The organism is Modestobacter sp. SYSU DS0657, from assembly GCF_054050925.1.
Genome location: NZ_JBJHAG010000003.1, coordinates 1 through 25,110 on the forward strand (window position 1 = coordinate 1; position 25,110 = coordinate 25,110).

Annotated in this window: 19 protein-coding genes and 1 tRNA gene; 6 read left to right on the forward strand and 14 right to left on the reverse strand. The window is 72.4% G+C overall.

Annotated features, from left to right (window positions below; genetic code table 11):
• Positions 1–255 precede the first annotated feature (255 nt).
• From ACI79A_RS02690 to ACI79A_RS02700, 3 genes are all read right to left on the reverse strand, one after another.
• Positions 256–1,809, reverse strand: coding sequence for a flagellin N-terminal helical domain-containing protein (locus tag ACI79A_RS02690; protein WP_457079658.1), 1,554 nt, complete (start codon positions 1,807–1,809; stop codon positions 256–258).
• A gap of 194 nt (positions 1,810–2,003) precedes the next feature.
• Positions 2,004–2,744: an enoyl-CoA hydratase-related protein gene (locus tag ACI79A_RS02695; RefSeq protein ID WP_457079660.1), complete on the reverse strand. Its 741-nt coding sequence runs from the start codon at positions 2,742–2,744 to the stop codon at positions 2,004–2,006.
• 73 nt (positions 2,745–2,817) lie between these two features.
• Entirely contained in the window at positions 2,818–3,525 is a 708-nt protein-coding gene (locus tag ACI79A_RS02700) for a hemerythrin domain-containing protein (RefSeq protein WP_457079662.1), read from the reverse strand.
• Positions 3,526–3,752: 227 nt separating this feature from the next.
• Between ACI79A_RS02700 and ACI79A_RS02705 the strand changes: the two genes are divergently transcribed.
• Entirely contained in the window at positions 3,753–6,992 is a 3,240-nt protein-coding gene (locus ACI79A_RS02705) for a glycosyl hydrolase 115 family protein (protein ID WP_457079664.1), read from the forward strand.
• Positions 6,993–7,053: 61 nt separating this feature from the next.
• Here ACI79A_RS02705 and ACI79A_RS02710 read toward each other — a convergent pair whose 3' ends face one another.
• Both ACI79A_RS02710 and ACI79A_RS02715 read right to left on the reverse strand, forming a co-directional pair.
• The gene (locus tag ACI79A_RS02710) at positions 7,054–7,890 is read right to left on the reverse strand and encodes a hypothetical protein (protein ID WP_457079666.1); all 837 of its coding nucleotides are present in this window, start codon (positions 7,888–7,890) and stop codon (positions 7,054–7,056) included.
• Positions 7,887–8,147: a hypothetical protein gene (locus tag ACI79A_RS02715; RefSeq protein WP_457079668.1), complete on the reverse strand. Its 261-nt coding sequence runs from the start codon at positions 8,145–8,147 to the stop codon at positions 7,887–7,889. Before ACI79A_RS02715 ends, ACI79A_RS02710 begins: the two co-directional genes overlap by 4 nt.
• A gap of 434 nt (positions 8,148–8,581) precedes the next feature.
• On the opposite strand from ACI79A_RS02715, the gene ACI79A_RS02720 reads away from it, so the two are divergent.
• Complete coding sequence (locus ACI79A_RS02720; protein ID WP_457079670.1) at positions 8,582–10,078, forward strand: hypothetical protein; 1,497 nt, start codon at positions 8,582–8,584, stop codon at positions 10,076–10,078.
• Positions 10,079–10,177: 99 nt separating this feature from the next.
• Here the strand turns inward: ACI79A_RS02720 and ACI79A_RS02725 are convergent.
• From ACI79A_RS02725 to ACI79A_RS02750, 6 genes are all read right to left on the reverse strand, one after another.
• Positions 10,178–10,250, reverse strand: a tRNA-Lys gene (locus ACI79A_RS02725).
• Positions 10,251–10,460: 210 nt separating this feature from the next.
• Complete coding sequence (locus ACI79A_RS02730; protein WP_457079672.1) at positions 10,461–11,738, reverse strand: 5-methylcytosine restriction system specificity protein McrC; 1,278 nt, start codon at positions 11,736–11,738, stop codon at positions 10,461–10,463.
• Between the two features lies 1 nt (position 11,739).
• Positions 11,740–12,870, reverse strand: coding sequence for an AAA family ATPase (locus ACI79A_RS02735; RefSeq protein WP_457079674.1), 1,131 nt, complete (start codon positions 12,868–12,870; stop codon positions 11,740–11,742).
• Positions 12,857–13,489, reverse strand: coding sequence for a hypothetical protein (locus ACI79A_RS02740; protein WP_457079676.1), 633 nt, complete (start codon positions 13,487–13,489; stop codon positions 12,857–12,859). Before ACI79A_RS02740 ends, ACI79A_RS02735 begins: the two co-directional genes overlap by 14 nt.
• Positions 13,490–13,500: 11 nt before the next feature.
• Complete coding sequence (locus ACI79A_RS02745) at positions 13,501–15,675, reverse strand: Eco57I restriction-modification methylase domain-containing protein (RefSeq protein ID WP_457079678.1); 2,175 nt, start codon at positions 15,673–15,675, stop codon at positions 13,501–13,503.
• Positions 15,672–16,721 (reverse strand): DNA adenine methylase, encoded by a 1,050-nt coding sequence (locus ACI79A_RS02750; RefSeq protein WP_457079680.1) that lies wholly within the window; start codon positions 16,719–16,721, stop codon positions 15,672–15,674. The genes ACI79A_RS02745 and ACI79A_RS02750 overlap by 4 nt, the downstream gene beginning before the upstream one ends.
• Before the next feature lie 681 nt (positions 16,722–17,402).
• Between ACI79A_RS02750 and ACI79A_RS02755 the strand changes: the two genes are divergently transcribed.
• Entirely contained in the window at positions 17,403–17,819 is a 417-nt protein-coding gene (locus ACI79A_RS02755) for a hypothetical protein (protein ID WP_457079682.1), read from the forward strand.
• 86 nt (positions 17,820–17,905) lie between these two features.
• Here the strand turns inward: ACI79A_RS02755 and ACI79A_RS02760 are convergent, their stop codons facing one another.
• Complete coding sequence (locus tag ACI79A_RS02760; protein ID WP_457079684.1) at positions 17,906–19,117, reverse strand: hypothetical protein; 1,212 nt, start codon at positions 19,115–19,117, stop codon at positions 17,906–17,908.
• Between the two features lie 189 nt (positions 19,118–19,306).
• Positions 19,307–21,112 (reverse strand): hypothetical protein, encoded by a 1,806-nt coding sequence (locus ACI79A_RS02765; protein WP_457079686.1) that lies wholly within the window; start codon positions 21,110–21,112, stop codon positions 19,307–19,309.
• Between the two features lie 265 nt (positions 21,113–21,377).
• Between ACI79A_RS02765 and ACI79A_RS02770 the strand changes: the two genes are divergently transcribed.
• A complete protein-coding gene (locus ACI79A_RS02770; RefSeq protein ID WP_457079688.1) occupies positions 21,378–22,034 on the forward strand; it encodes a DNA N-6-adenine-methyltransferase in 657 nt (218 codons plus the stop codon).
• Positions 22,035–22,175: 141 nt separating this feature from the next.
• On the opposite strand, the gene ACI79A_RS02775 is transcribed toward ACI79A_RS02770, so the two are convergent.
• Entirely contained in the window at positions 22,176–22,493 is a 318-nt protein-coding gene (locus tag ACI79A_RS02775; protein ID WP_457079690.1) for a hypothetical protein, read from the reverse strand.
• A gap of 179 nt (positions 22,494–22,672) precedes the next feature.
• Here ACI79A_RS02775 and ACI79A_RS02780 point away from each other — a divergent pair, with 179 nt between their 5' ends.
• Positions 22,673–23,077 (forward strand): hypothetical protein, encoded by a 405-nt coding sequence (locus ACI79A_RS02780; RefSeq protein ID WP_457079692.1) that lies wholly within the window; start codon positions 22,673–22,675, stop codon positions 23,075–23,077.
• The gene (locus ACI79A_RS02785; RefSeq protein WP_457079694.1) at positions 23,077–25,050 is read left to right on the forward strand and encodes a HesA/MoeB/ThiF family protein; all 1,974 of its coding nucleotides are present in this window, start codon (positions 23,077–23,079) and stop codon (positions 25,048–25,050) included. Before ACI79A_RS02780 ends, ACI79A_RS02785 begins: the two co-directional genes overlap by 1 nt.
• Positions 25,051–25,110: the final 60 nt, after the last annotated feature.

Sequence of the window (25,110 nt, forward strand, 5' to 3'; positions counted from 1 at the left end):
GAGCGGACCAAGGAGCTGAAGGCCGGTGTGCCCCGCGCGGAGAAGGAGATCCAGCTGGACGCCCGCTCCGAGCCGAAGCGCCAGCAGACCACCTGATCCTGCGCTCGACCGTCGGGGGGGGGGGCGCCCGCCGCGGCCGGGGCGGCGCCGGCGCGCGCCCCCCCCCCCCCCCCCCCCCCCCCCCCCCCCCCCCCCCCCCCCCCCCCCCCCCCCCCCCCCCCCCCCCCCCCGCGGGCCCCCCCCCCCCGACGTGCGTCAGCCGCCCAGCAGGGTCAGCACCCGGTCGGCGGTGGCGGTGGCCTGGGCGAGCATCGAGGTGCCGGCCTGGACCAGGATCTGGTTGCGCGCCAGCGCCGTCGCCTCCTGGGCCATGTCGGCGTCCACGATCCGGGACCGCGCCGCGGTGGCGTTCTCCAGCGCCACCGCGAGCCTGTCGATCGTGTGCTCGAGCCGGTTCTGCACCGCGCCGAGGCCGGCCCGTGCCGTGGCGACCAGCGCCAGCGCGTCGTCGATCTGGTCGATCGGGTGGGGCGCCGGGGTGAACACCGGGGTCAGCGCGGCCAGCTCGGCCGGGGTCGCCGTGTCGGACGGTGTCGCGCCCCAGAAGGCGGTGCCCCGTCCCCCGGGATGGAACAGGACCTGGAACGCCTGCGGGTCCACGGTGAGGCCGGCCGCCCGCGCGGCGTCGTTCAGCTGCGCCAGCGCCTCGGCCTCGCCGATCTCGCCGTTCCCGTCGGTGTCCACGTACGCGACCGCACCCAGCTCGACCGCCTGCCCGTCGGCGGAGACCCGGCCGCGCAGCTCCGGGAGCTCGACCGGGGGGTGGTCCCGGAAGAGCAGCAGTCCGGGGGACGGCGGGAACGAGTACCGGGCCGCCCAGGTCGTGACGCCGTCGGCCGGGGGTGTGCCGGCGACGACGAACTCCACCTCGGCGGCCCCCTCGGCCTCGGCGTCACTGGCCGGCTCCGGTCCGCGGAGGACCAGGTCGGTGCCGTCCAGGGCGAACGGGTCCGGGCGGTGCGTGATACCCGCGGCCGCCGCCGCGGCGTTGAGCTGGTCGAGCGCCTCGACGGTGCTGACCCCCGGCACCGCGTCGGTGCTGGTGTAGGTGATCGAGGCGAGGTCGAGCTGGGCGGCGCCCAGCCGCACGGTGCCGCGCAGACCGGGGATGCCGCCCGGCGCAGTCGTGGCCCCGGCGATCCGGATCTCGCCCGCCGCCGGGTCGACGACACGCCCGCGCGCCGGGATCACGGCGGGCGGCGACGTCTCGACGCTGGCGACGTTGAGCCCCTCCAGCCCGAGCCCGAGCGTGTCCAGCGCACGGTCGACGGTGACGTGGATGGTCTCCCCCATGTCGGCGCCGACCTGGAAGACCCCGTGGTAGCTGCCGTCGAGCAGGGGGGTGCCGGCGAAGGTCGTCGTCCCCGCGATCCGGGTCAGCTCCGCCTTGAGCTGGACGGCCTCCGTCTGGAGGTGCAGCTTGGCCGCCCGGCCCAGGCCACCGCCGTTCGCCGCCTGGACGGCGAGGTCACGCAGCCGCTGCAGGACCGAGGTGGTCGCGGCCAGCGCGCCCTCCGCCGTCTGCACGACGCTGATGGCGTCGCGGGTGTTGCGGAGCGCCTGCCCCGTGCCGCCGATCCGCGCGCGCAGCCCCTCCGAGATGGCCAGACCCGCCGCGTCGTCGGCCGCCCGGTTGACCCGCAGACCCGACGAGAGCCGCTCGATCGACCGCGTCGTGCCCCCGGCACCGATGACCAGGTGCCGGTGCGCGGACGCCGCGGGGAGGTTCGTCCGCACGCTGAGCGCCATGCGCCCCCTCCCCCCGGCTGGTGCTCCTGTGACCGCTGTGTCGATCCGCCTCGATCAACGGCAGCCGCGCGAGGGAGTTGACCCGAACAACGGGCGGACTGGTGAGCCCTGCCGTCAGGCGTGCACTCAGGGCCGACTCCGCGCCCCGGTCCGCTCCTCGCTCGTTCCTCGCTGCGATACTCCCGGGCCTGCCGTCAGCCGTGCACCCGGCGCATCGACCACATCTGGGCCGGCCGCTCGTACTGGCTGGCGGCCTCCCAGCCGAGCTGGGGCGGACCGGTCTCGGTCCGGAAGCTGGTCGCCGCCAGCCGGGCGAGTTCCGGGTCGCGGGCCACCCGGGCGGCGAGCTCGCGGGCCCGGTCCTCGACCGCGTCGTCGTCGTGGGTCTCCCAGGCCAGGCCCAGCCGCACCGCCGCCGCGCCGTCGAGCTCCTCGCCGAACAGCGCCATCGCCGCCGCCGCCTCGCGCCCGACCAACCGGGACAGCAGCACGAAGTGCCCGCCGCCGGGGTGCATCCCGCGCTTGAGGAAGCCGCACAGCAGCCGGGCGTCCCGCGCGACGATCCGCAGGTCGGCGGCGAGCAGCAGGTTCATCCCCGCGCCCACCGCCGAGCCGCGGACCGCCGCGATGGTCGGGGCCTGCACCCGGCCGAGCCGCAGGAACGAGTCGTAGATGGCGCCCATGCCGGCGTAGGCCCCCGGTTCGGCCGGGTCCTGGCCCGCGGCGGTGAGCGTCTGCACGTCACCGCCGGCGCAGAAGGAGCGGCCGACTCCGCGGACGACCACGGCACCGACCTCGGGGCGCGCGTCGGCCTCGTCGAAGGCGGCGATCAGCTCCCCCGCCATCGCCGGGGTCAGCGCGTTGCGGCGCTGCGGGGCGTTGAGCGTGACGACGGCGACGCCGTCGTCCACCTCGAGCAGGACCTCACCGGACATGCGGCTCCTCTGGCGGGGCCGGCGCCGGTGCCAGCCGTTCGCCTCGATCAGACCACGCCGGCCGGTCGCCGGGTCAGCGGGCGGTGGGCGACCCGTCGCCCCGGCGGGCCAGCGGTACCCGCTCGACCCAGCCGGCCGCCGCGGCCAGTCCCCGGCTGACCGTCTCGCCGGCGGGGGCGAGGCGCTCCGGGGCGCGCTGCACGCCGGCGTCGACCAGGTCGCGGGTGCGATCCAGCAGCGACAGCGGCAGGCCGGAGACGGCGTTACCCGGCGGACGGCGGGAGACGGTGGGGTGCGGCCGGGTCGGGGAGACCCGCCGGGCGACCTCCCACTGCAGGCCGAGCCGCCGCAGCGCCTTCGCGTCGAGGGCCTCCTGCAGGCGGGGGAACATCACGTCCTCCTCGTCGCGGACGTCCTCGTTCAGCACCTCGACGAGCCGGGCGAGCGTCTCGGCGCGACGCGGGTCGTCGTGGTCGAGCGCCTCCAGGCGGGTGACCAGCTCGTTGACCTCCTGGTGCTCCTCCTCGACCTGGCGGGTCAGCGCGTCGCCGTCCGGCAGGACCCGCCGGATGACCGGCCAGAGCACGGTCTCCTCCGCGAACGCGTGGCTGAACACGAGCCGGTCGATCCTCCGCAGCACCTGCTCCTGCTCCCGGCCGGTCGTGCCGTCGAGCTCGGTGAGCAGCCGGCCCAGCTCCGCGTGGTCCTTGCGCTGACGGACGAGGACGCTCGTCGGGCCGCCGAGTTCGGCGACGGTCTGATCGGCGATGGAGCGGGTCATGGACGGTCTCCCGTGGGTGCGTGCGGTGCCGTTTCTCGACCGGTCCGACATGCCCGACAGCGGGGCGCACTACACCTGCGGCGGTGCCGGAACTGATCCGGCTCCCAGCATTGCCACCGCTTTCCGACCTCCCTACCGTGACGGCGGACACAGGTTTCCGGAACTTCTCGGAACGACGTGTCCGGGCAGCACTGCCCGCCCATCCGTCCCTCACCGTGGAGCCGGACATGAGCTCAACCGCCCTCCGTCTACGCCCGCCCTCCCGGCGTGGCGCCGGTCAGCCAGGGAGGTGGCGGCGCACCCCGCACCGCGCACTCCTGGTCGGCCTGGCGCTCGCCCTGACCGTGCCGGCCGGCGCCACCTCGGCGTCGGCGGCACCTCTCCCCGCCGGCGCACCCGGCGGCCAGTCGGCCACCGCGCCGACGGACCCGGGCGCCTACCTCGCCTACGCCGGTGGCCCCGGCCGCTTCCCCCTCGCCGTCCCCGGCAGGGCCGCCACCCTGGTGGTCGACCCGGGTGAGTTCGAAGGCGTCCAGCGCGCCGTCGGTGACCTGGCCGAGGACATCGCCCAGGTCACCGGGCAGACGCCGAAGGTCGTCACCGGCGCCGTCCCCGCCGAGCGCGAGGTCGTCATCGTCGGGACGATCGGCCACAGCCCGCTGGTCGACTCGCTCGTCGCCGCGGGGAAGGTCGACGTCTCCGGCATCGCCGGGGAGTGGGAGACCTCGCTCCAGCAGGTCGTCGAGGACCCGATGCCCGGCGTCGAGCAGGCCCTGGTCATCGCCGGCAGCGACCAGCGCGGCACGATCTACGGCGCCTACGACGTCTCCCGCGGGATCGGCGTCTCGCCGTGGCAGTTCTGGAACGACGTCGTGCCCCGGCACCGCGAGACGGTGTACGTGCTGCCCGGCCGGCACACCCAGGGCACGCCGGACGTGAAGTACCGCGGCTTCTTCATCAACGACGAGAACCCGCAGCTGGGCCGCTGGGCACCCCGGTTCTTCGGCCCGGGCAAGGCGGAGGGCTTCCCGAACGGCTTCAACGCCGAGTTCTACGGCCAGGTCTTCGAGACCATGCTGCGGCTGAAGGCCAACTACCTGTGGCCGGCGGTGTGGGGCCGCGCGTTCGCCGAGGACGACCCGGCCAACCACGAGACCGCCAGCCGCTACGGCGTGGTCATGGGCACGTCGCACGAGGCGCCGATGATGCGCGGCATCGAGGAGTGGAACCGGCACGCCGTCCCGGCGCAGCGGGATGCCGCCGGGAACATCGTCGAGCCGGGCTCGGACCCCTACGGAGGTACCGGCGAGTGGAGCTTCCGCCGCAACCGGGCCGCGATCGAGGCCTACTGGCGTGAGGGCATCCAGCGGATGGTCGACCAGGGTTTCGAGGGCGTGGTCACCATCGGCATGCGCGGCAACGGCGACGTCGCCCTGCCCGACGGCGAGGGCATCGACCTGATGCAGGAGATCATCGCCACCCAGCGGCGGATCATCGAGGAGGTCACCGGCAAGCCGGCGGACCAGACGCCGCAGGTGTGGACCCTCTACAAGGAGGTCCAGCGGTACTGGGACGAGGGGCTGCGCGCCCCCGAGGACGTCACGGTGATCATGACCGACGACAACTGGGGCAACATGCGCAAGCTGCCCCAGCCCTCCGACGCCCGCCCCGGCGGCTTCGGCCTCTACTACCACTTCGACTACGTGGGCGACGGCCGCAACTACAAGTGGGTCGACACCACCCCGCTGCCGAACCTGTGGGAGCAGCTGGAGCAGTCGGCCAGCGCCGGCATCTCCGACCTGTGGGTCACCAACGTCGGTGACCTGAAGGGCAACGAGGTGCCCACGCAGTTCTTCCTGGACTACGCCTGGGACACCCAGCGCTGGGGTCTGGACCAGCTGCACGAGTGGGAGCGGCGGTTCGCCGCGGAGAACTTCGGGCCGACGTTCGCCGAGGACATCGCCGAGGTCCTCCACCAGTACGGGGTGCTGCAGTCCCGGCGGAAGCCGGAGCTGCTGAACCGGGCGATCAGCCTCGACGAGACCAAGGACCTGCGGACCGACCCCTCGGCGGTGCTCTACGACGACGAGGGCAACCCGTTCAGCCTCACCGCCTACCGGGAGATGGACCGGGTGACCGCCGACTGGCAGGAGCTCGCCGCGCAGGCCGACCGGCTGTCCAAGCGGGTGCTGCCCGCCCAGCGGGACACGTTCTTCCAGCTGGTCGGCTACCCGGTGCAGGCGACGGCCAACGTCTACGAGCTGCGCAACGCGCAGTTCACCAACCTGCTCTACGCGGAGCAGGGCCGGGCGGCCACCAACCGCCTGGCCGACGAGGCCGAGGCCCACTTCGCCGAGGACCAGGCGATGGCCGACCGCTACAACACCGAGATCGCCGACGGGAAGTGGGAGGGCTTCCAGACCCAGCCGCACATCGGCTACGGCGACGTCGAGCGCTACGGTCCCAACGCCGGCTGGCAGCAGCCGGAGGAGAACCACGAGGCGCTGCCGGACGAGATCTACCCGGCGCTGCAGCGCATCGAGGTTCCGGCCGTCGCGGAGATGGGCGTGGCGATCGAGGGGTCGGAGCAGTCCTGGCCGGCGTCCTCGGCGCCGGCGGTGCTGCCGGTGTACAGCCGGTACGCCGGCACCCCGGCCCCCTACGTCGAGGTGTTCAACAAGGGCACCCAGGCCTTCGAATACACGATCACGCCCGGTGTGCCGTGGGTGCACCTGGACAAGCCGCGCGGCCGGGTCACCGACCAGGTGCGGGCGGAGCTCATCGTGGAGTGGGGCCGGGCGCCGCAGGGCCGCACCGAGGTGCCGCTGACGATCACCGGCCCGGACGGCGCGCAGGTCGTCGTCACCGCGGTGATCGAGAAGCCCGACGTGCGTGGCGCCCAGGGCTTCGTCGAGGGCGGCGGGTACGTCTCGATGAACGCGGAGCACTACAGCCGCGCGGTCGAGACCAACGGCGTCACCTGGACGACGATCCCGGACATCGGCCGGGACAGCGACGGGGTGAAGCCCTACCCGCTGCGCACGCCGCGGCAGACCCCGGGTGGCGACAGCCCGCACCTGGCGTACGAGATGCACCTGACCACCACCGGACCGGTGGACGTGACGGCGTACCTCTCCCCGCGCAACGACGTGCTGCCGCCCGAGGGGCTGCAGTACGCGATCTCGATCGACGACGCGCCGCCGCAGGTGGTCGACATCATCGCCGAGACCGGTGCGAACGACACCACGATGAACCGGCAGTGGCAGCGCAACACCTCCGACAACGTCAACCGGACGACGACGCAGCACGTGATCGAGACCCCCGGTCACCACGTGCTCAAGTTCTGGATGGTCGACCCGACGGTGGTGCTGCAGAAGCTGGTGGTGGACACCGGCGGTGAGCTGCCGAGCTACCTCGGCCCGCCGGAGAGCCTGTGGGCCAGCAAGGGGCGCATCGCTCCTCGCTGAGCCAGCAGCGTGACCGGGCAGCCCGGGTCGGCACCTCGCCGGCCCGGGCTGTCCGCGGTCCTCAGGCGGTGACCAGCACGCAGCCCGCGGCGCCGAACGGCTCGACGGCGAAGCCCAGCGACTCCAGGCACCCGGCGACGGCCACGTTCATCGTGGCCTGGACCGCGGTCGACGCCTCCGCGCCGTGCACCTGGTCCCGGCTCATCCGGTCGTGCTGGTGCCAGCTGACCAGGACCCCCGGACGCCCCGGCTCGGGGGTGAGGCAGACCCCGCCGGCGGCGCCCTCACCCGCGCAGTCGTGCAGCGGCAGCCCCGCCTCGACCAGGGCGGAGGCGATCTCCACCACCAGGGTCACCAGCTCGTCCTCGTCGGCCAGCGGGCTGTCCCACTCCGCGGGCAGCCGGTCGAGCTGGGCGCCCAGCTCGCCCAGCCACGCCTGCTCACCGGGCAGCGGCCGACGCACCAGCCGGCCGTCCGTGCGCAGCACCCCGTGCACCGCCTGCGCCGACCCGGCGCGCCCGGCGGCCATCGCCGCCCAGTCGGCGTCGATCCGGTCGGGGAACGGGCCGGCCAGGACGGCCTCCCCGGATCGGCCGGCCGGCTGCTCGACCAGCCACCACGCCGTCGGCGCGGCCGGGGCGCCGGCCCGTGCACCGGCCGGGTGCGCGCTCACGCGGGCGGTCGCGCTCTCCAGCTGCTGCTCGGCCCCGGCCCCCGCCTGCGCGGGGACGGCCCCGACGGCGGCCGGGACGGTCTCGGCCTCCGGCACCCGCCGCTGTCCCTGGACCTGGTTGCGCTCGAACTCGTAGCGGGCCGTGGAGCTGGTGGCCAGCGCGACGACCAGCGCGGCGAGGAGGAGGAAGCCACCGACGGCGACGACCGGCCAGAGCAGGGTCACCGGGCACCGTCCACCGGACGGTCGAACCACGCCGCGGCGGTGCCGGGGGCCGCGCCCCAGTCGGCCGCACGCCGCGACCAGTACCGGACCAGCTCTCGCAGCCGCACCCCGAACCCGCGGAGGCTCTCCACCGGCGACGACAACTCGGGTCCGTCCGCCTCCGCCACGGTGAACAGCTCCAGCAGAGCCGCCAGGTCGGTCTCGACGTCCGCCGGGCGGGGCGACGTCCTGGTGGGCAGGTCGACGAACGTGGTCACGCGGAGGCTCCTCGGTGCGGGACGCCGCGGCTGGGGAAGTGCCGCGGACATGCCGAAAGGTAGGGCTCCCGGGGCCCGCGCCGGAGTGCTCGGCGAGGTCTTCGGCAGCGCCGTCACCGGATCGTTGTGCAGAGCACCTGGCAGGTCGCCGACCGCTCGCCAGGGCCACCTTGTCGACATGCGGCACGCCACCGACCAGGCCTTTCGTCGGTCACCGACCGCTCACGGGCCGGATGACGCCCAGGCCCGGCGTGGCGTCGGCCCACCGCCGCGAGAGGAGCCGGCGCCGATCGGCCGCACCTCGTGGAACACCAGCGGCCCGTCAGGCGTCCGGCTGGTGAACGTTCCCGCTCGGTCGCTGGTTGCACGCCCCTGTGACCCAGTCCGCCACATCTGGCCCACCTGTCACACGCCCGGTCGTGAGACCTTGGGGAATGCCCGAAAGCACCACCGAGCAGCTCGAGCCGGACTTCTTCGACCTCCAGCGGCAGTCGCCGGTCACCGCCGACACCGTCCGGCGCGAGATCGCCGAGCCGGACTCGCCCGTGCTGGTGGACTTCGACCACACGCTCTTCGCCGCCAACAGCACCGAGCTCTTCATCTCGCGCTGCCGGCCGTCCCTGGTCGTCGCCGTCATCGACCTGCTGGTGCGGGGGCGGGTGCCGTGGCGGTTGCTGCCCGGGGGCAGCGGCTACCGCATCCGGGACTACGTCTGCGTCGTCCTGATCGTCGTCCTGACTCCCTGGAACCTGCTCCGATGGCGGAGGGAGGCACCGGCTCTCTTCGAGCAGCACCGCGCCACCGGGATCGACGCCTTCTTCACCGACGTCGACCGGTCGCGGCTCACGATCATCTCCTTCGGCATGGCGTTCGTGATCCGGGGGCTGCTGAGGGGGAGCGAATACGAGTCCGCCGCACTGCTGGCGACGCCGCTGCTCGCCCGGCCGTCCTGGTTCGCCGGGGGCAAGACGACGAAGGCGGTCGGGAGCGTCGGCGAGGGCGGGGTCGCCCGTGCCGTCTTCATCTCCGACTCACTCGACGACGCCGACCTGCTGGGGGCCTGCCGCTCGGGCTTCCTCGTCCCGCAGCAGGGTGACCGGATGTCCGCCCGCGAGCGCCTCTACATCCCGCTGCGCTACACCGTCCGGGTCAAGTCCTCGCCCTGGTACACGCTGGACCGCCTGCTGCTGGTGGACGCCCTGGTCATCGCCATCGCCATCGCCTACGACGTGGACAGCCTGCTCCACTTCCTGGTGATCGTGCCGCTGCTGTTGCTGTCGGTGATGTCGGTGTACGAGATCGGCTACTTCGAGAACGACATGCACGCCTCGAGGTTCGAGGAGCGTCCGACCCTCAATCCGGGCGTGGCGCGGTTCCGGGAGTACCCGATGGGGTTCCAGGCCTGGGTCTGGGCCGCCGCCTTCGCAGCGGCCGGCCTGGGCGCTGCCGTCCTCCTCGACGAGCTCGGCACCGACGAGCTCCTCACCGCCGGCATCGCGTGGGCACTCCTGCTGCTCACGGTGCGCGCGGTGTTCTTCGTCTACAACCGGCTGCGGCCCGAGATGCGGATCTTCGCCTACCCGGTGCTGCAGGCGCTGAGGTTCGGTGGGGTCTTCCTGGTCTTCGTCCCGAGCATCCTCGGGGTGGCCCTGGTGCTGAGCCAGATCATGGCGATGTGGGTGACCTACGTCGTCTACCGGCTCGGCGGGCGCAAGGAGGCCCTGAACCGCGACCTGTTCGGTACTGCGGTCTTCCTGGTCGCTGCCGGCCTGCTGGGCGTGACGGACGTCGTGCACGGCGGGGTTCTCGACGAGGAAGCCGGCCGCGAGTCGGCGAACCGGCTGTGCTTCGTCGCTGCCGTGCTGTGGTCGCTGGCCAGGATCAGCAAGGCCCCGGTGATGCGCCGGGCCAGGGCCGGGTTCGCCTCCTGACGCTGCGCAACGCGCAGGCCCGGAGAGCGCCCGTTCAGCGTCGGGTGCTCCCCGGTCGCCCACCCACCCGGGAACCGCACCGCCGAGGGCGGTGCCAGGTGGGCCCCGTGGGGATCGAACCCACAACCCGCGGATTAAAAGTCCGCTGCTCTGCCAGTTGAGCTAGAGGCCCGGTGGGTGCAGACAACCCTCCAGGTGACGCACCACACAACGCGTGAGACAACTGAGGAGGTCTGCGGCCCGCTGCGAGGCTAGCGCGCCCCCCGACGCGGGCAGGCCCGGAAGGGGTGCCTTCCCGGGCGTCGAGGCTCGGCCGCCGCCCCTTCGAGTCCACCACCACGCGCGGTGGCCGTTCGGCTGGCGGCGTCTCCCTCTTCACGGCCTACACGACGTACTGCTGCACCGCCGCGCACAGCCGGCTCGCGAACTGGCCGTAGCCGTCGGTGGCGCTGATGCCGCGGCACTCGACGGTCAAGGCGACGATCCGTTCGGCTCCCACGGCTACCTGCTCGAACACCTCGACGCTACCGACCGGCATAGCCGACCCTGCGTCGGACGGACGGGGGTAGAGCAGCACCGCGCTCGTCGTCCCGGTGGCGCGCATGAAGGCAAGGGTCTCGTAGATGTCGCCAGCTGCCACCGCCGGCGTAGTGCCCTCTCGCGTGCGGTACTTGGCGTCGACCACGAGGGCCGGCGCGCCGTCCACGACGACGACGACGTCCGGTGTGACGTCGAGCGGGCTGGCTGACCGATCCCCGAGCCGGTACGGCTTCTGGCCCAGCACATCTCCGGGCATGCCGGTGCGCAGCGCCGCCTCGATCAGCGCCTGCCACGTCTCCCACGTCCGCAGGATGAACCCGGGCGTCAGCAGGTGCTCCTGTTCGAACTGCACCCCGAACCCACGCAGCACCTGCAAGGACAGGTCATAGGCCACCTGCCACTGCCGGTACCGGCTGGGCAGCCGGACCGGCCGCAGTGACGTCACCGGTGGCTGGTGACCGATCGCCTGCTGCACCCGCACGAGCTGGTGTCGGGTCTCGGAGTCACGAACTTCTGGGAGCAGTGCGCGCACCGCTCCGGCGAGCACAGCGTTGTGCTCGTTGTCCCGGCGCAGTTGCAGGACCCGTTGCGGCCAGCCGTCCGGCGGTGGCACGAACAGGTCGATCGGGTCCACGTCGCCCTCATAGGCGAACTCCTGGACCTCGCGGGTTCGGTACGACCGGATCGGCCGTCGGTGGTTCTCCCAGAACAGCTGCGCGAGGGTCTGGGCGACGAGGGTCGCGAGGTCCTCACGACGGCCGTGTCCTGCACGGATCTGCTCACGCGGCAGAATCCGGCCGGTCTTGGAGAACACCGCCAGCAGGAAGAAGTCCTCCTGCCAGCCCGGATCGACTGGGTCGAGGAACTTCGGCGCCACCTGCAGTTCCAGGTCCGGCGACAGCCGCACCAGGCCAGCGATGCCGTCGACCCGCAACGTGCCCCTCGGGCTGGTCGCGAAGGGGCTGCTGCGGAGCCGCAGGAGCTCGCGCAGCCGGCGAGCAGCGGGATCCAGCAGCCCGAGCACCTCCGCGTCGGGCACGCCGAGACCGGTCGCCGCGGAGCGCACCACACTGTGCTCGTCGCGCGCCTCCCGGACGGTCAGCCGCTGCAGCGCGACCACGTCAGGCCTTGGCGATCGCCCGGAGCGCAGCGAGCAGAGATTCCCCGTCGAGGTACTCCGGCCCGCGCAGGTGGACGACCGGCTGACCGGCGAAAGTCGTCTCGACCAGCTTGTACGGGCTGCCACCCCGGTCCGCGGCGAACACGTCGGCAACGGCCCGGGTGTCCCCGAAGAAGACTTCGTCCACGTGCTGACGCACCAGGCGCCAGCAGCGAGCGGCGTACATGATCGCCTCCGGCACCGGCTCCGGCGGCTCGCCCAGCATTAGGGCCCCGTGGCCCAGCTGGTACTCCGGTCCGCGGCCCAGGCTGATCTTCTCGTTGACCCGCCTCCACGCGTCGAGGAGCACGGCGTAGACCTCCGCGGCCGACCCGGGCGGCGCGGTCGGCACGTCGGCCGCGTCGGGGCCGAAGTGGCCGAGGAGTACGGCTTCGTCGGGCGTGAGCCGGTAGGGGGTGAACCGACGCAGGAACGCCACGTCCAGCGCCTCCACCGACGTGTCGACCTGATTCATGGCCGCGACGATGTACAGGTGCTTTGGCAAGGCGTAGGGGATCTGACGTCCTGCCTCGTCGAGGATGTCGAAGTAGGAGGTGTGGGGCGTCGGTTCGCCCTTGTCGTCGAATCGCTTGTCACTATCGAGCGCGACGATCGAGGGGCCGAACACCGCGACCGCCGGCCCACGGTTGATCTCGTCGATGATGAGCAGGGCGGCGCCGTCTTCGCCGTGTGCATGTTCGCTGGCCCGGTAGAGGGCGCCCTCTGTCACCTCGAACCGCAGCACCTCCGAGTCCGCGTCGACCGCAGGCACGATGCCGCGAAGGAAGTCCCGCTGCTTCGAGCCCGAGTGCATCGGCATCGGGAAGACCTCCCGGGACTTGCGGTCCGGGCTGGGCAGGTACGGCGGCGGCGGGCCGCCCGTGGTGGGCGGGATTGGGATCTTGCGCAACTTGATGTACGCGGGGCCGCCGGTCTGGTGCCGGAAGCCGCGGGCCACCTCGTTGAGCAGCCGCGACTTTCCTGTGCCGGGCGGGCCACTGATGAGGACGTTGTGGTTCAGGCGCAGCAGGTCCAGAACCTCCTGCGCCTCCTGCGGAACCTTTGCAGGCTCGGAGGGGCTAGCGGACGTCATGCGCGTAGTGGACGTTGTCGATGAAGTCGATGTAGCCGGCCACGGCGCGGTCACGGCGCCGGTTGACGTTGTCCAGGTGCCCGAGCATCGGCTTGGCGACGGCCGGAGCCCATTCTCCTGCGCGGAGGTCCTTCTCGTAGGCGTAGTGCACCCGCAGCTCTCCTTGGTCGTCCTGAACGAAGAGAACGAAGACGCGCGGCGGGTTGCCGTTCTCGTCCCTCATCGCATCTCGGGCCGCCAGTAGCTGCCGGGTGGCCGGGGAGGCATGCACCTTCGCGATGCGTCCCTCACTGGGCCGGGCGTCGGTGGGCGTCTCCCACACCATCTCGACCACCGTCGTCTCCACGCCGGTCTCGGTCTCCTCGTCCAGGTAGACGGGGCCGGTGCGCAGCGGCTCCTCGACCCGGATGCCCTTGCGGGTCCGGTTCTTCGTGCTCGAGCCCGGGAGCAGCCGGGCGAAGATTCCGTCGAACTTGTACGAGAAGCGCAGGTCGCGGGCTCCGCCACCGCTGTCGCTGTCGTTGGACTTGGCTGCGAGCTTGCGGTAGTCGCCCGCGAGGAGCTCCTTGTAGACCAGCCTGCGCACTCCAGCTGGCTTCTCCAGCTCCCCGCTCGACACGTGGTGACTCCCTACTTCGTCAGCTCGGCGTAGTCCGCGGGCACGTACGGCACCGCCCCCTGCGTACGGGCATGATCCGCTCGCACCTGCCATTCACCAGCATCTTGGCCTAGTTCGGTGGCGAGTGCGGAGAGTGCCACATCGCGGGTGACTGTCGACCTCGTCTCCCCGAGCAGCGGAGGCTGGCCGCGGTCGAGCAACCGGAAGTCGTCGAGCATGGACTGAAAGTCGGCCAGACCCAGGCCGAGGCTCCGGGCGGCGATCGCGTCGATCTGCGCCCGGTGCTGCGCCAGCTCCCAGAGGTCGGCGCCCCGCAGGCCTTCGGCCCGGCTCAGCTTGCTGGCCAGTCCGATTACCCGTGCGGCGTCGTCGGGGCCCAGGCGCGGCAGGGGCAGCGATCGCAGCAGGAAGTAGTTCATGCTCGTGGTGACCACTCGGCGGGCGGCCCAGTCGACCGGCAAGCTGTTGACCAGCGCAACCCACAGCGCGGCCGCCTCCTCGGCGCTCAGCCCGTCGACGTCGAAGGTGAGGGTCGGCACCTTGTTGCCGCACACCACCCCGGATGGGATCAGCGCGGCCAGCAGGGTGCGTTCGTTCGTCTGGCCGGTGACGTCGCAGAAGCCCGCGCGCACGGTGCCGACGCGGGCTTCGAGGGCAGGGGTGAGCAGCCTGCGCGGGTACCAGAACTGAGGCGCGACCGCGGCCGCCGCGAGGCGCAGCGGCTCCCAGACGGCGGCGCGACCGGTGCCGGAGCGGTAGGCCTTCGCCCGGACACGGTGCTGGTGCACCATGCGGCCCTCGACGAGTGGCAGGCCCGTCGACGAGGCGCGGCAGACGAAGTCCGCCTTGTCGTTGGTCATGTCCAGTTCGCGGAGGTAGCTGTGCCGCCAGCGGTCGTCATCGAGGGTCACACCGTGGTCGGCCATCTGCGCGAAGATGCGCCATTCGTCGCCGGTCCGGACTTCCGGCACGGTGAGATCGGGGCGGAGTCGTCGGAGTTCGGCTCGGTCGATCTCTACGGGCGGCTGGGCGACCACCCCGGAGTCGGTGCCGATCGCATGCTGCAACGACAGAGTCGACCCGGGCTGGGCCTCGGTGAGCTGCGCGACGACGGCGAGGAACTTGAAGCGCGTGTCGATGGCGAAGAACGAGGCGCGGTTCTCCAGCACCGTCAGCGACAGCGCCTCGGCGTGATCGAGGAGGAACTCGCGAAGCGGCTGGGTGCCCTGGGAGCGGATCAGCCCAGCCGGCAGCAGCAGTCCGAGCTGTCCGTGGGGCCGGACCACCCGGGCGGCGAGCTCGAGGAACAGCTTGTAGAGGTCCGCTTCGCCCTTGCCCTGCAGCCGGGCGCGGCCGCCGAGCTCGTCGGCGTAGGCGAGCATCCGCTGCCGCGCCTCGTTGTAGGCCGCGTCGTCGTGCCCGGTGTAGGCCGCGCCGTAGTGACGGTCGACGCCGGCGGACGTCAGCAGCTCGTGGCGGGTGACCTTCAGCTTCTCCCACGGCGGATTGCCGATCGCGACCGCGAAGCCACCCGGGGCAAGCGCCTCCCACTCCGCCAGTGGCCGCGTGAGGCTGTCGCCTACGACCAGACGCGCGTCCAAGGCCGACACCGCGTCAAGGTCGTCGACGGTCGCGGCGAGGGCCGCTCGGGTGGCGGCTAGGGCGTCGCTGTGCAGGTCCGCACCGCACACGGCGTCCCGGACGAATCGTGTGGCCGCCGCCCGGTCGCCGCCGCCAACGTGGAGAGTCAGGGCCACCAGGAGCATGCCGCTGCCTGCGGCGAGGTCGATCACGCGATCGCTGGCGCTGTAGGTGCGCGGCAGCTGGGCGGCCAGGTGCTGGGCGAGGCGGAAGTCTGTGTAGTAAGCCCCGGCGGTTCGCCGGGCCCCCGGACCGAGCTGTGGGTGGGCCAGTGCCGACAGGGCCAGGGGAAGGGGAATGGGAAGCGCGTGCAGCAGGTGCAGCAGCTTGTCGCCCCAGATGCGTGCATCGTCTGCGGCGACGTGCCGAGGTCGGCTGAACCGCTGCCGGTAGTCATCCAGGTCCCAGCCGGCGTAGCCGGCTGCCGTCGCCTCGAGGAGGTCGAGCCGGGCATCGGCGGGGGCGTCGAGGTCGGTGAGCGCCCGGGCCACCAACGCCGCAGCGTCAGCGAGCAGCCGCTGCTCCTGGGTGCGGGGCCGGCTCATGCGGCGACCTCGAGCTGGACGGCGGGCTTGCGCAGGTCGAACAGGTACTCGTTGACGTCGGAGCTGTGGGCGGCTGCGGCGCGGTTGGGCCGGTAGCGGCCGATGGCGCCCAGCCGATGCACGGTGAGGTCACCGTGCTCGCCCAGGATCTCCTCGAGGTCAGCGCGAGTCACGTGGCCCTGGTTGCTGTAGCTGAGCAGCACCCGACCGGCGCCGCACTCCTCGACGAGGCGGTTGAGCGCGGTGAGGGCACGGCTGCGGTAGCAGAAATCGGACGCGAGGTGCTTCCACGGACGGAGGCCGGTGATGCCGCCGACGTCCGGTTCGTCGCCGGCGGCGATGGTCTCGAGGACGTGGTAGTAGGCCGCGTACTGCCGCTTGGTGTACGGCGGATCGAAGTAGGCGACGTCCTCGGGCTGGTACGCCACGTCGAGCACGTCGCCGACACTGACCTCAAGCCGGTGAGTCTGCTCGGCGAGCTGGCGCGGAGAGATTCGCAAGGGACGCGTCGCCGTGGCCGCCCACTCCCGTAGGAAGCACCCGTAGGTGCCGGCCGTGTTGGCTACGTGGTTGGCCGCGACCATGAGGTCGGCGAGGAGCAGGGCATGCTCCAACTCGGCGAGGTCACCGGCGGCGTACCAGACTTCGATCTGCGCGCGTATCGCGTCGATCTTGCTGGCGTTCCCGACGGTGAAGTACTTCCGCTCGACGCCGGCGGTCTCCGCCGAGAGGGGGCTGTACTCGCGGGCGATGAACCCGACGGAGCCCGTGAGGTCGTTCAAGGCTGTCACCGCGGCCTCGTAGCCGCCGAGGCTGGCGAACTGGGCCTGGTCGCGGCTGATGAGCCGCGCGGTCGTGGTGATCGCCGCGCTGCGCAACGAGTCGTTGACGCGTACGCCCCAGCCCGCCTCCGCCGCGGCGACGGCCACCGATCCGGTTCCGCAGAACGCGTCGACGAACACGCCCTCTGGCGTCTCCGGCGCGCCCAGCTTGTCGATGATCTCCGCCGCGACGCGCGCCTTAGAGCCGATGTAGCGCAGGCCCACCGCCACCTCCTTAGTCAGCCCGTACCGTGCGCGGCGGCCTGCGAGCGGCAATCGGCTCAACCCTACGGTCGGTACGGCCGTCGACCGGTCAGCATGCGAACGTGTCGCGGCTTGGTGACAGGTCACATGCGGAGAGGAAGCCGGGCGAAGGCCCGGCCAGGCTTGGCGACTCTGTGGGGCGCTCACGGTGTACCTGTACACGGCCGGGCCGACAGATTATGGCGGCGCCAGCCGCTACGGCCAGACCTCGCGCGCTTCCCACGCCCGTGATCCAAGACTCGCCCGGCTGACTGGTCCAAAGGCGCGCGGCCGTCAGCGGAACAGCGTCCCACCGACGCCCTCACACCGATTCGTGTACGCGGCGAGGGTCACGCCGGTGTCGGTGCACCTTCTGTCGTGCCGGTCTGACCCTCGCCGCGTGCACACGGGCGCCGCGGGGTGGTGCCCGTGCGTTGTGGAGCTGTCGAAGTGCATGCGGTCGGCCGGTTGCCGCCAGGCTTCCGTTCCGCCGCGACCCACCGTGCAGGGCCATGGAGGCTTTGTCAGTCCCCTCCAACGACCGGCCGTCACAGCGATCACGCGAGAACACGCGGGAAAACTTGACCAGCGTCACGTGACGTGTCACTATCGGTTCACTTGAGATCAAATATGGTTTCCAGCGAATGAACCTGGAGGGCGACAATGAATACACAAGAACTCGCTGACGCAGCGCAGAAGATCGGTGAAGGCTGGCACGAGTTGGCGCAGGCGCTCGCTCGGCTGGGCGACATGGAGGGCATCGAGCCCGAAGCGCCCGAGACGGAGCCCGAGACTGAGCTCGACATCTCCGGCAACACGAACGAGGGGCGACGACGTCGTCAGGCGATCGTCCTGCACGCGTTCGAGAAGGCCGGCGGGCGCATGCACCGGGACGACTTCTACCGCATCGCGCAGTCGGTCGGGTACGACAACCGCGGACTGGCCGGCTGGTCCACCGGCCAGGCGAACCTCGTGGAGGTAGAGCACGGGGAGGGCGGCATGGACACCGGCTACCGGGTGCTGACCGACAAGGGCCGCCGCCGTCTGGAGGTGAACCGCCACCTGCTGCCGCCAGAGTGAGGCCGGGCTCACAGCACCAAGAGCCACGAATCCCCGCCCACCTGACCGGTGGGCGGGGATTCGTGGGCATAGGGAGCCGCGGGCAGCTACCCCACCGCGCGGGGGTCCAGAGCAATCTGGCGCAGGCAGTCGACGCCGTACTCGCGGCCGAGGACATCGGCTGCGGCGCCCAGCCGACCGGTGGCCTGGTAGGCGTGGCGGGCGGCCCAGTGGCGAATGGAGTGCGGGGCGACGTCACCGCCGGTGATGCCTGCGGCGTCGAGGACTCGGTTGAGGGTGCCGCCGATCGACGCCTGCACGCCCTTGTCCTCCGGGTCCTTGCGGCCGGTGTAGGCGACGGTGGCGTCGGCAGGCATGGTGGCGCGCTGGAGCTTGCGCAGCACCCGGGCGGCCTGCGCGCGGCCCCAGGTGCTGAGGGCGGCGGTGCGCGGGGCGGCATCGCGAGTTCCCGGCAGCTGCACGCGGGTGGGCGCGGCCAGGTCGTCGAAGTCGGTGCCGCGCACGCAGGGGATCTCACCACTGCCGGCGCCGGCCTCGGCCAGCGCCCAGGTGATGGTGACCTGGTCGCGGCTGGCCGGGTTCCAGCCGGCGACGGTGAGCCGGCCGGCGACGATCTCGACCTCGGTGAGCGGACGGTCGGGCAGCACGTCGGTCGACTGCGGCTTCTTGCCGGCGCGGCGGGCCTTCGCCGCGCGGGTGCGCTGCAGGTCGGTGAGCCGGAACAGCTGCGGCGCAGGTACGTCGCCGGCGGGCCCGCGGCGGCGCCGGGCGGCGGCCAGCCACGCCGGGCCGTCCGCGACGTCGGCCACGCCGGCGGTGGGGATGCCGAGGTGGTCGAGGGTGAGCCAGATGACGATCAGTGTCATCCGCCGCCAGTGCTTGTGCTCGAGCGTGGGCTCGCCGTCGCACTTGGCGTTGATGAACTTGGTGGCGCAGGCGGTGTCCAGGTTGTGCAGGTCGGTGACCTTGTTGCCGGGCAGCCAGGCGGCGAAGCGGGCCAGTGTGGCGATCGCGGCGGCCAGGCCGTCCTGGGTGGGGAACAGCCCGAGTTCGCGCCAAACGGCGGGCAGCAGGGGCAGCAGCTCTGCGGATGCCAGCGGCTGGTCGGGGTCGGTGCGGTGACCGGCGGCGACGGTGACGGCCTGGGCGTAGCTGACGCCCGGCGGTGCCGGCAGCGGCGGCGCGGCGGCGGGCGCGCCCGGGCGCAGGTCGGCCAGGGTGAACGGGGCGCGGGGCCGGGCCGGCGAGACGTCCGGCAGGTCATCAGCGGGGAGCGGAACGGTCATCGCGGCGGTCATCGGGAGTCCTCCTCGGGGCGGGGCCGGTGGTGGTTTCCGGCGGCGTCATCAGCCTGTTCGAGAAGGGCTGTCGCTCGCGTCGGGCGCAGACCCGGTTTCGGTGTCCCCCCATCGCCCTACAACAGCGGCCGCGGCCGGGGGCGACCGTTGGGCTGTCCCCCGGCCGCGGCCGGTTCGCTGTGGTACTGATCAGGCGGCGGTGCGGGCGGCCTTGCTGGTGTTCTTCGGCTTGTGCCCGGCCTCGAGGCCGGCGCCGAAGTGGTGCACGTAGGTGAGTGCGTTGTTCAGCAGCGCCCAAGCCAGCCAGTCCAGCAGCTGCGCGTGGGCGTCGAGGCTCTGCGCACGGCCCTGGATGTACAGGGTGGCGTTGTAGCTGGAGTTGGCGGCCTCGGTGTCGTTGCGGACGTCGAAGATGGCGTGGAACGCCTCGGCGTAGGCCTCCGGCAGCACCCGCAGCAGCCGGGTGGGCCGGTTGCGCTGGCGGCGGCCGGACAGGTCAGGTCGCAGCTCGACGCGGTGAGTGAAGGCCCCGTGTTCGCAGGGGACGCGGTAGTCCAGCTGCAGGTAGCGGCGCCCCTCGGTGTCCTGGGGGAAAGCGGCGCCGACCCGCTCCAGGGGTTCACGCGTGGTCTTGACCTTCTCCCCGCGGGCCCCGTCGAACGTCCACTCCCACAGTGCGGCGTCGTCAGCCACCAGGCCGTGCTCGCACTTGGTGCCGTCGGCTCGCGTGTGCACCGCCGGCGCGAAATCGGAGCTGACCAGCGTCGCCTTCTGCTTCGCCTTGCCAGACGGGGTCAGGTAGGTGCGCTGCCCGACCGGGTCGCGGTAGTCGGGGTCGTCAAGGACGGTGCGGATCGTGCGCTGGAACTCGGCGCCGCGCAGCCGCATCTTCTCGGCGGCGGTCTTGATCTCGCGGCCGTCTGCCCGGTGGGTGGCGATCGGCATCGCCTCTGGCGTGAGGTCCGTGCGGCGGGTGCGGTTCGTCGCTCGCGTGGTCGCCCTCTTCCCGGTGTCCGCCTGCGGCGGCTTGTTGACGGTGATGACGCCTTCGGCGAGCAGCTCGTCGATCGGGAGGCCGTCGAACAGGCCGTCGTAGATGAGGAACTGCAGCGCGTCGCCGACGAGGCCCTTCACCTGACGGACGCCCGGGAACGCGACTTCCTTCTCTGCCCCGGGGGCCATGCCGGTGAAGAGCACCACCCGGCTGTCGGTGAGCTCGGGGTGGCGCCAGTACAGCCCAACCATGTTGAGGCCTTCCCCGCTCTTGCCGTCGGCGGTGGCGTCGGTGAAGACGCGCTGGACCCGCGGTGCGCCGACGGTGGCCCGCGATCCATGCAGCCGGGTCTGGGTGCTGCCGTCGGCGAAGGTGTCGGTGTACTCGCGCACTCTGGAGTGGGCCTTCTTCTGCGAGCCGTCGCCGTGGACGGCGTTGAGCGGGTTGGGAGTCTGCAGGTTGATCTCCTCGTCGGGGAAGCCGCCGAGTTCACGGACCAGCCCGACGGAGACGACCCCGAGGTGACGGATGAGCGTTTGCAGCGCGGTCTGGTTGGCTGAGTCGTAGACGCCGGTGTCGATCGGCTGCCCCTTCTTGTGCTTGGGCGCCAGGTAGCGATCGCGGTAGTACTCGAACTGCGCCCAGGTCATCGGCTGCTCGCGCAGCCACTCCCCGGTCAGCCGCCAGTAGGCATCGCGGAAGCGCAGCCAGTTGTACGGGTTGCGCATCTCGGCGTCGACCCGGGTGCCGGTGCGGTAGACCCGCTCCAGCACGGCGTAGACCAGCATCAGCAGCGGCGGGTAGTCCATCTTTCGGCCGCCCTTGCCCGCCAGGGAATCGGGTTCCGGCAGCACTCGGGTGAAGGTGGCCAGCGCCGGCCATTGCAGCACCGCGCAGGCCACGTCGATGGCCGGCGCGGCGGCGCCGCGGATGCGCTCACCGGCGCGCAGGTTGTCCACCGCCAACAGCTCGGCCACCGACAAGTTCAGCAAGGCGGCCACGCCGGGCGGGACGGCCTCCTCGGAGAGAAGCGCCCGAGCCACGGATTCGGGCCGGCAGCAGGATGGGACGGCGGTCGCCTGGTCGGTGACCGAGGCCTGCGCAGGCGCCATCGGGGTCTGCATGAAACTGCTCCAAGGGTCGTCGTGTCAGAACACGACGACCCGTCCGCACCCGCGAACCGATGGGCAGTCACCGCCGTCACCACCCGCTGCAGGACCGGCGTTTCGTAGCCCGGCTTCGAGCTACGGAAGGCAGGCTGCCGGGGTGGCCCGACGACGCAGCTGCCTGGTCTGCAAGAACCCACTCATGCACGCGGAGACGGGTCGGCCTCGCACGTACTGCTCCCTGTCCTGCCGGCAGCGGCTCTACCGGCGCAGGCGCAAGCTGCGGCTGCGGGAGGAGGCGCTCACCCGCGCCCAGCTGTGGGCTACGCCCGTCCCGACGCGTGAGCAGGTCCGAAGGGCGTTCCCGCACATCACCCTGGACGTGGCCGCTACCCGCGACACCGCCCTGACCGAGCTCTACATCGGCCCTGACCAGGCCGACCTCCGCCTGCGCGATGCCCTCGATCCCGACGTCGACTGGGCTGAGCTCGCCGGCGGGGGCGCCTGCTGGATGAACTGCCCGTACAGGCGCGGCGTGCTGGAGCCGTTTCTCGCGAAGGCGGTCGCCACCGCTGCCCGCTGCGACGTCATCGGCCTAATCCCCTGCAAGCCGACGGAGGCATGGTGGATCCGGTGGATCCGCGACACCGGCGCTCGCTGGGAGGCCCTCCCTGGGCGGCTGTCCTTCGACCACCCCGACGGGACACCGGGCCGGTCCGCCCCGATGGGAGTGGCGCTGGTGCACTGGCCGGCGCGGGTCGGCGAGCCTCCCCCCGGCGGGGAGACACGGTTGCTCGGCGTCCCAGCCGACGAGTAGACGGCCGTCACCGCCGCCGTGGACGCACTCGTTGCCCTGACCGAGCCACCTGCCGCTCCCGGTCGAGGAGCGCCTGGACCTTTCAGTCAGTGTCGCGAAGCCCCCCGGCAAGGGCCGGCACCCACTCGAGCACCGGGCCGTTCACCAGCCGTAGATAGCACGCAGGAGCGCTGCCATGACGGTCTCGCCCATGAACCGCTCACCGGCCAGGCACCGCGTCCACACCGTCTGCGACACGCCAAACGCCCTGGCGTTGCGCCGGCCGGCACCGTGCTCGCGGACTCCCCGGTAGAGGACGACGAGCTCGTGCTGGATGCGGGCGACGTTCGCCGAGACCGCGTCGCCGCCGGCCGGGACCCGGCACTGTGCCCCGGGGACGAGGCCGAATCCGAGTGGGATGTAGTCGCGCGGGGTCAGCCGCCGCCGACGGTCGAGGTGGTTCGCACCGGGACGGTTCATGGCCGGCAGGGGTGCCGGTGACGGCCTGACAGGGCATTCGGCTCGTCACCCGGACGGGTGGGATGTTGCCCGGCGATGGCCGGGCAACATCGGTGATCTTGAGGCGCCCGCCCGGGTGCGCCGGGTGCAATCGGGTTGCGCCGCTGACTCGCAGCGGCCGACCCGAGAGGACAGGCGCAGTGACCGAGGAGAACTACGACCCGCAGGACCCGGGCCCCACCGAGGAGAACTACGACCCGCAGGACCCGGGCCCCACCGAGGAGCAGACGGCGGCAACGCCGGAGGGCGTCGGCGCATCCGAGTCGGCTGCGGACGTCGTGGAGGAGAACAACGACGACGACGCGGCGCAGGCGCCGCCGAGTCCGGCCGACGAGCCTGTCGCACCGACTGCGCCGCCAGCACCGACCGTGCCGGCGCCGCCGCGAACGCCCGGCGAGCCCGGCCAGCGGCGCATCACCCGGCACACCACCACGTCCACCACCCGGACGGAGACGACCACCGACGAGACGGTGGTCGAGACCATCGCGGTGACCCCGCCGGTGTACGCCGCACCCTCCGGCGAGCACCCGCGGCCAGTGGGCTGATGAGCGCCCCGACGACGGCCAGCACCACCGCTGCGTGGTGGCTGGCCTACCCCGATGTGTGGGCGGCAGAGCAGGCCGCACTCTGCGCGGCAGGCGCCACGTGGTCGGAGGAGACGACGAGCGCCCCCCTGGATCCCGACGATGCCGTCGGCGCGCCGGTGCTGCGGGTGCTGTACATCGACTGGCCGCACCCCGCGCCGCAGCCGGGCGACCCGGCCACCCTTCGGCTGAGAGTCGCCTACCCGGTCGCCTACCCGTGGTTCGCCCCGCAGGTCGTGCTGCCCGAACCGCTGCCCGGGCTCTCCCGGCACCGCAACCCGCTCACCGGCCAGCTCTGCCTGCTGGCCGACCCCGAGGACTGGCAGGCCAGCAGCACCCTCGCCGAGCTGCTGACCAGCCAGCTACCGCGACTGCTGGCCGCCGGCCGCGACCCCGGCACCGGGCCGGCGACCCTGGCGCTGGAGGCCGGTGCGGAAGCGGCCTGGACCCGGGTACGCCTGTCGCTGGGGGCGCTCCTGGTCGACACCGCCTGCATGCCACCACCCGAGGTGCCCGGCGGCTGGGCGGACGTGATCACCGTGAGCAAGACGATCGCTCCCGTGTCCGCACTGGTCACCCTGCAGGACCCGGACGATCAGGTGTTGTGGGAGAGCCAGGCCTTCACCCGGCACAACGCCCGTCGCATCCGCTGGGTCCGCCTGCCCGACACCCCCGGTGAGGGCCTCGGGGAAGCCGAGCTGTGGGATCGGGCAACCGAGCGGCTGGCCGAGCTCCCCGGGGATGACAGCGGCGGAGAGGAGCCGAACGCCGCCGCGGTGCTGGTGGCCAGCGAGGGCCCCGACCGGCGGCCGCGCGAGGAGTGGTTGCTGCTCACCCGCGGCGTGCCCACGCCGCGGAGCCTCGAGGGGCTGCTCGAGCCCGCCGAACCGCCCGCCGGCGAAGCGCCGCCGGCCGAGCCTGGTCATGGGCAGCTGTCCCTGTTCGACGGCGACGAGCCCGCACTCCCGGCCACCGAGGAGCCTGCGAGCACACCACAGCGCACGCCTCGAGTGCGGGTGCGGCGCAGCTACGCCATCGACCGGGACGCGCTCACCGCCCGCCTGCCCGGTGACACCACCAGCCTCGCCGCGGCCACGGTGACCGTGGTCGGCGTCGGCGCCCTGGGCGGCCCCGTCGCCCTCGAGCTGGCCCGCGCCGGCGTCGGCGGCCTGGACCTCATCGACGGGGATCGGCACGACCCCGCCACCGGCGCCCGACAGCTCCTGACACTGCGGGATGCCGGCACCCCCAAGGCGCTGGCCCTCGCGCTGTCCCTCATCGACGTCAACCCCCACCTCCACCTCACGACGGGACTTCGCTACCTGGGCGCCGACGGTGGCCGGGAGCTGTCCGGTCTGGCCACCAGCAGCCTGGTGATCGACTGCAGCGCGAGCCCGGCCGTCAACCGCTACCTCGCGGCGCACCTGGGCGTCACCGGAACCCCGTTGCTGATCGCATCGGCCACCGCCGGCGCCTGGGGAGGGGCGATCACGGCCCTGCCCGCCGCCGGTGGCGGCTGTTGGGAGTGTCTGCAGCTGCACCGCGGTGCCCGCACCGTGCCTTGGCCGCCCGCCCGGCCCGGCGCCCAGCTCACCCCTGTGGGCTGCTCCCATCCGACCTACGAGGGAGCTTGGACCGACAGCCTGGGCCACGTCGCGCTGCAGACTGCGCGCACCGCCATGGCGCTGCTCACCGCTCCGCCCGGCCCGGCAAGGGCGGCGTCCGGGAACCCCTACGGAGATCTGCAGGTGGTCACTCTCTACCGGCGCGGCCGCCCGGTGCATCCCCGCTGGCAGACACGAGACCTGACGGTGCACCCCGGCTGCCCGCTCCACCAACCGAAGGCTCTTCACCGGGCCGTGTGGTCATCAGTGCGGGGCTGCACGCTGCCGGCCGCGGAGAACGCCACCCGAGGCACAGTTGACCGCCGGTGAGCACCGGTGGCGCTGGCAGAAGCGGCCCCAGGGTGCCATCGAGTGGATCGCGCCTGCACC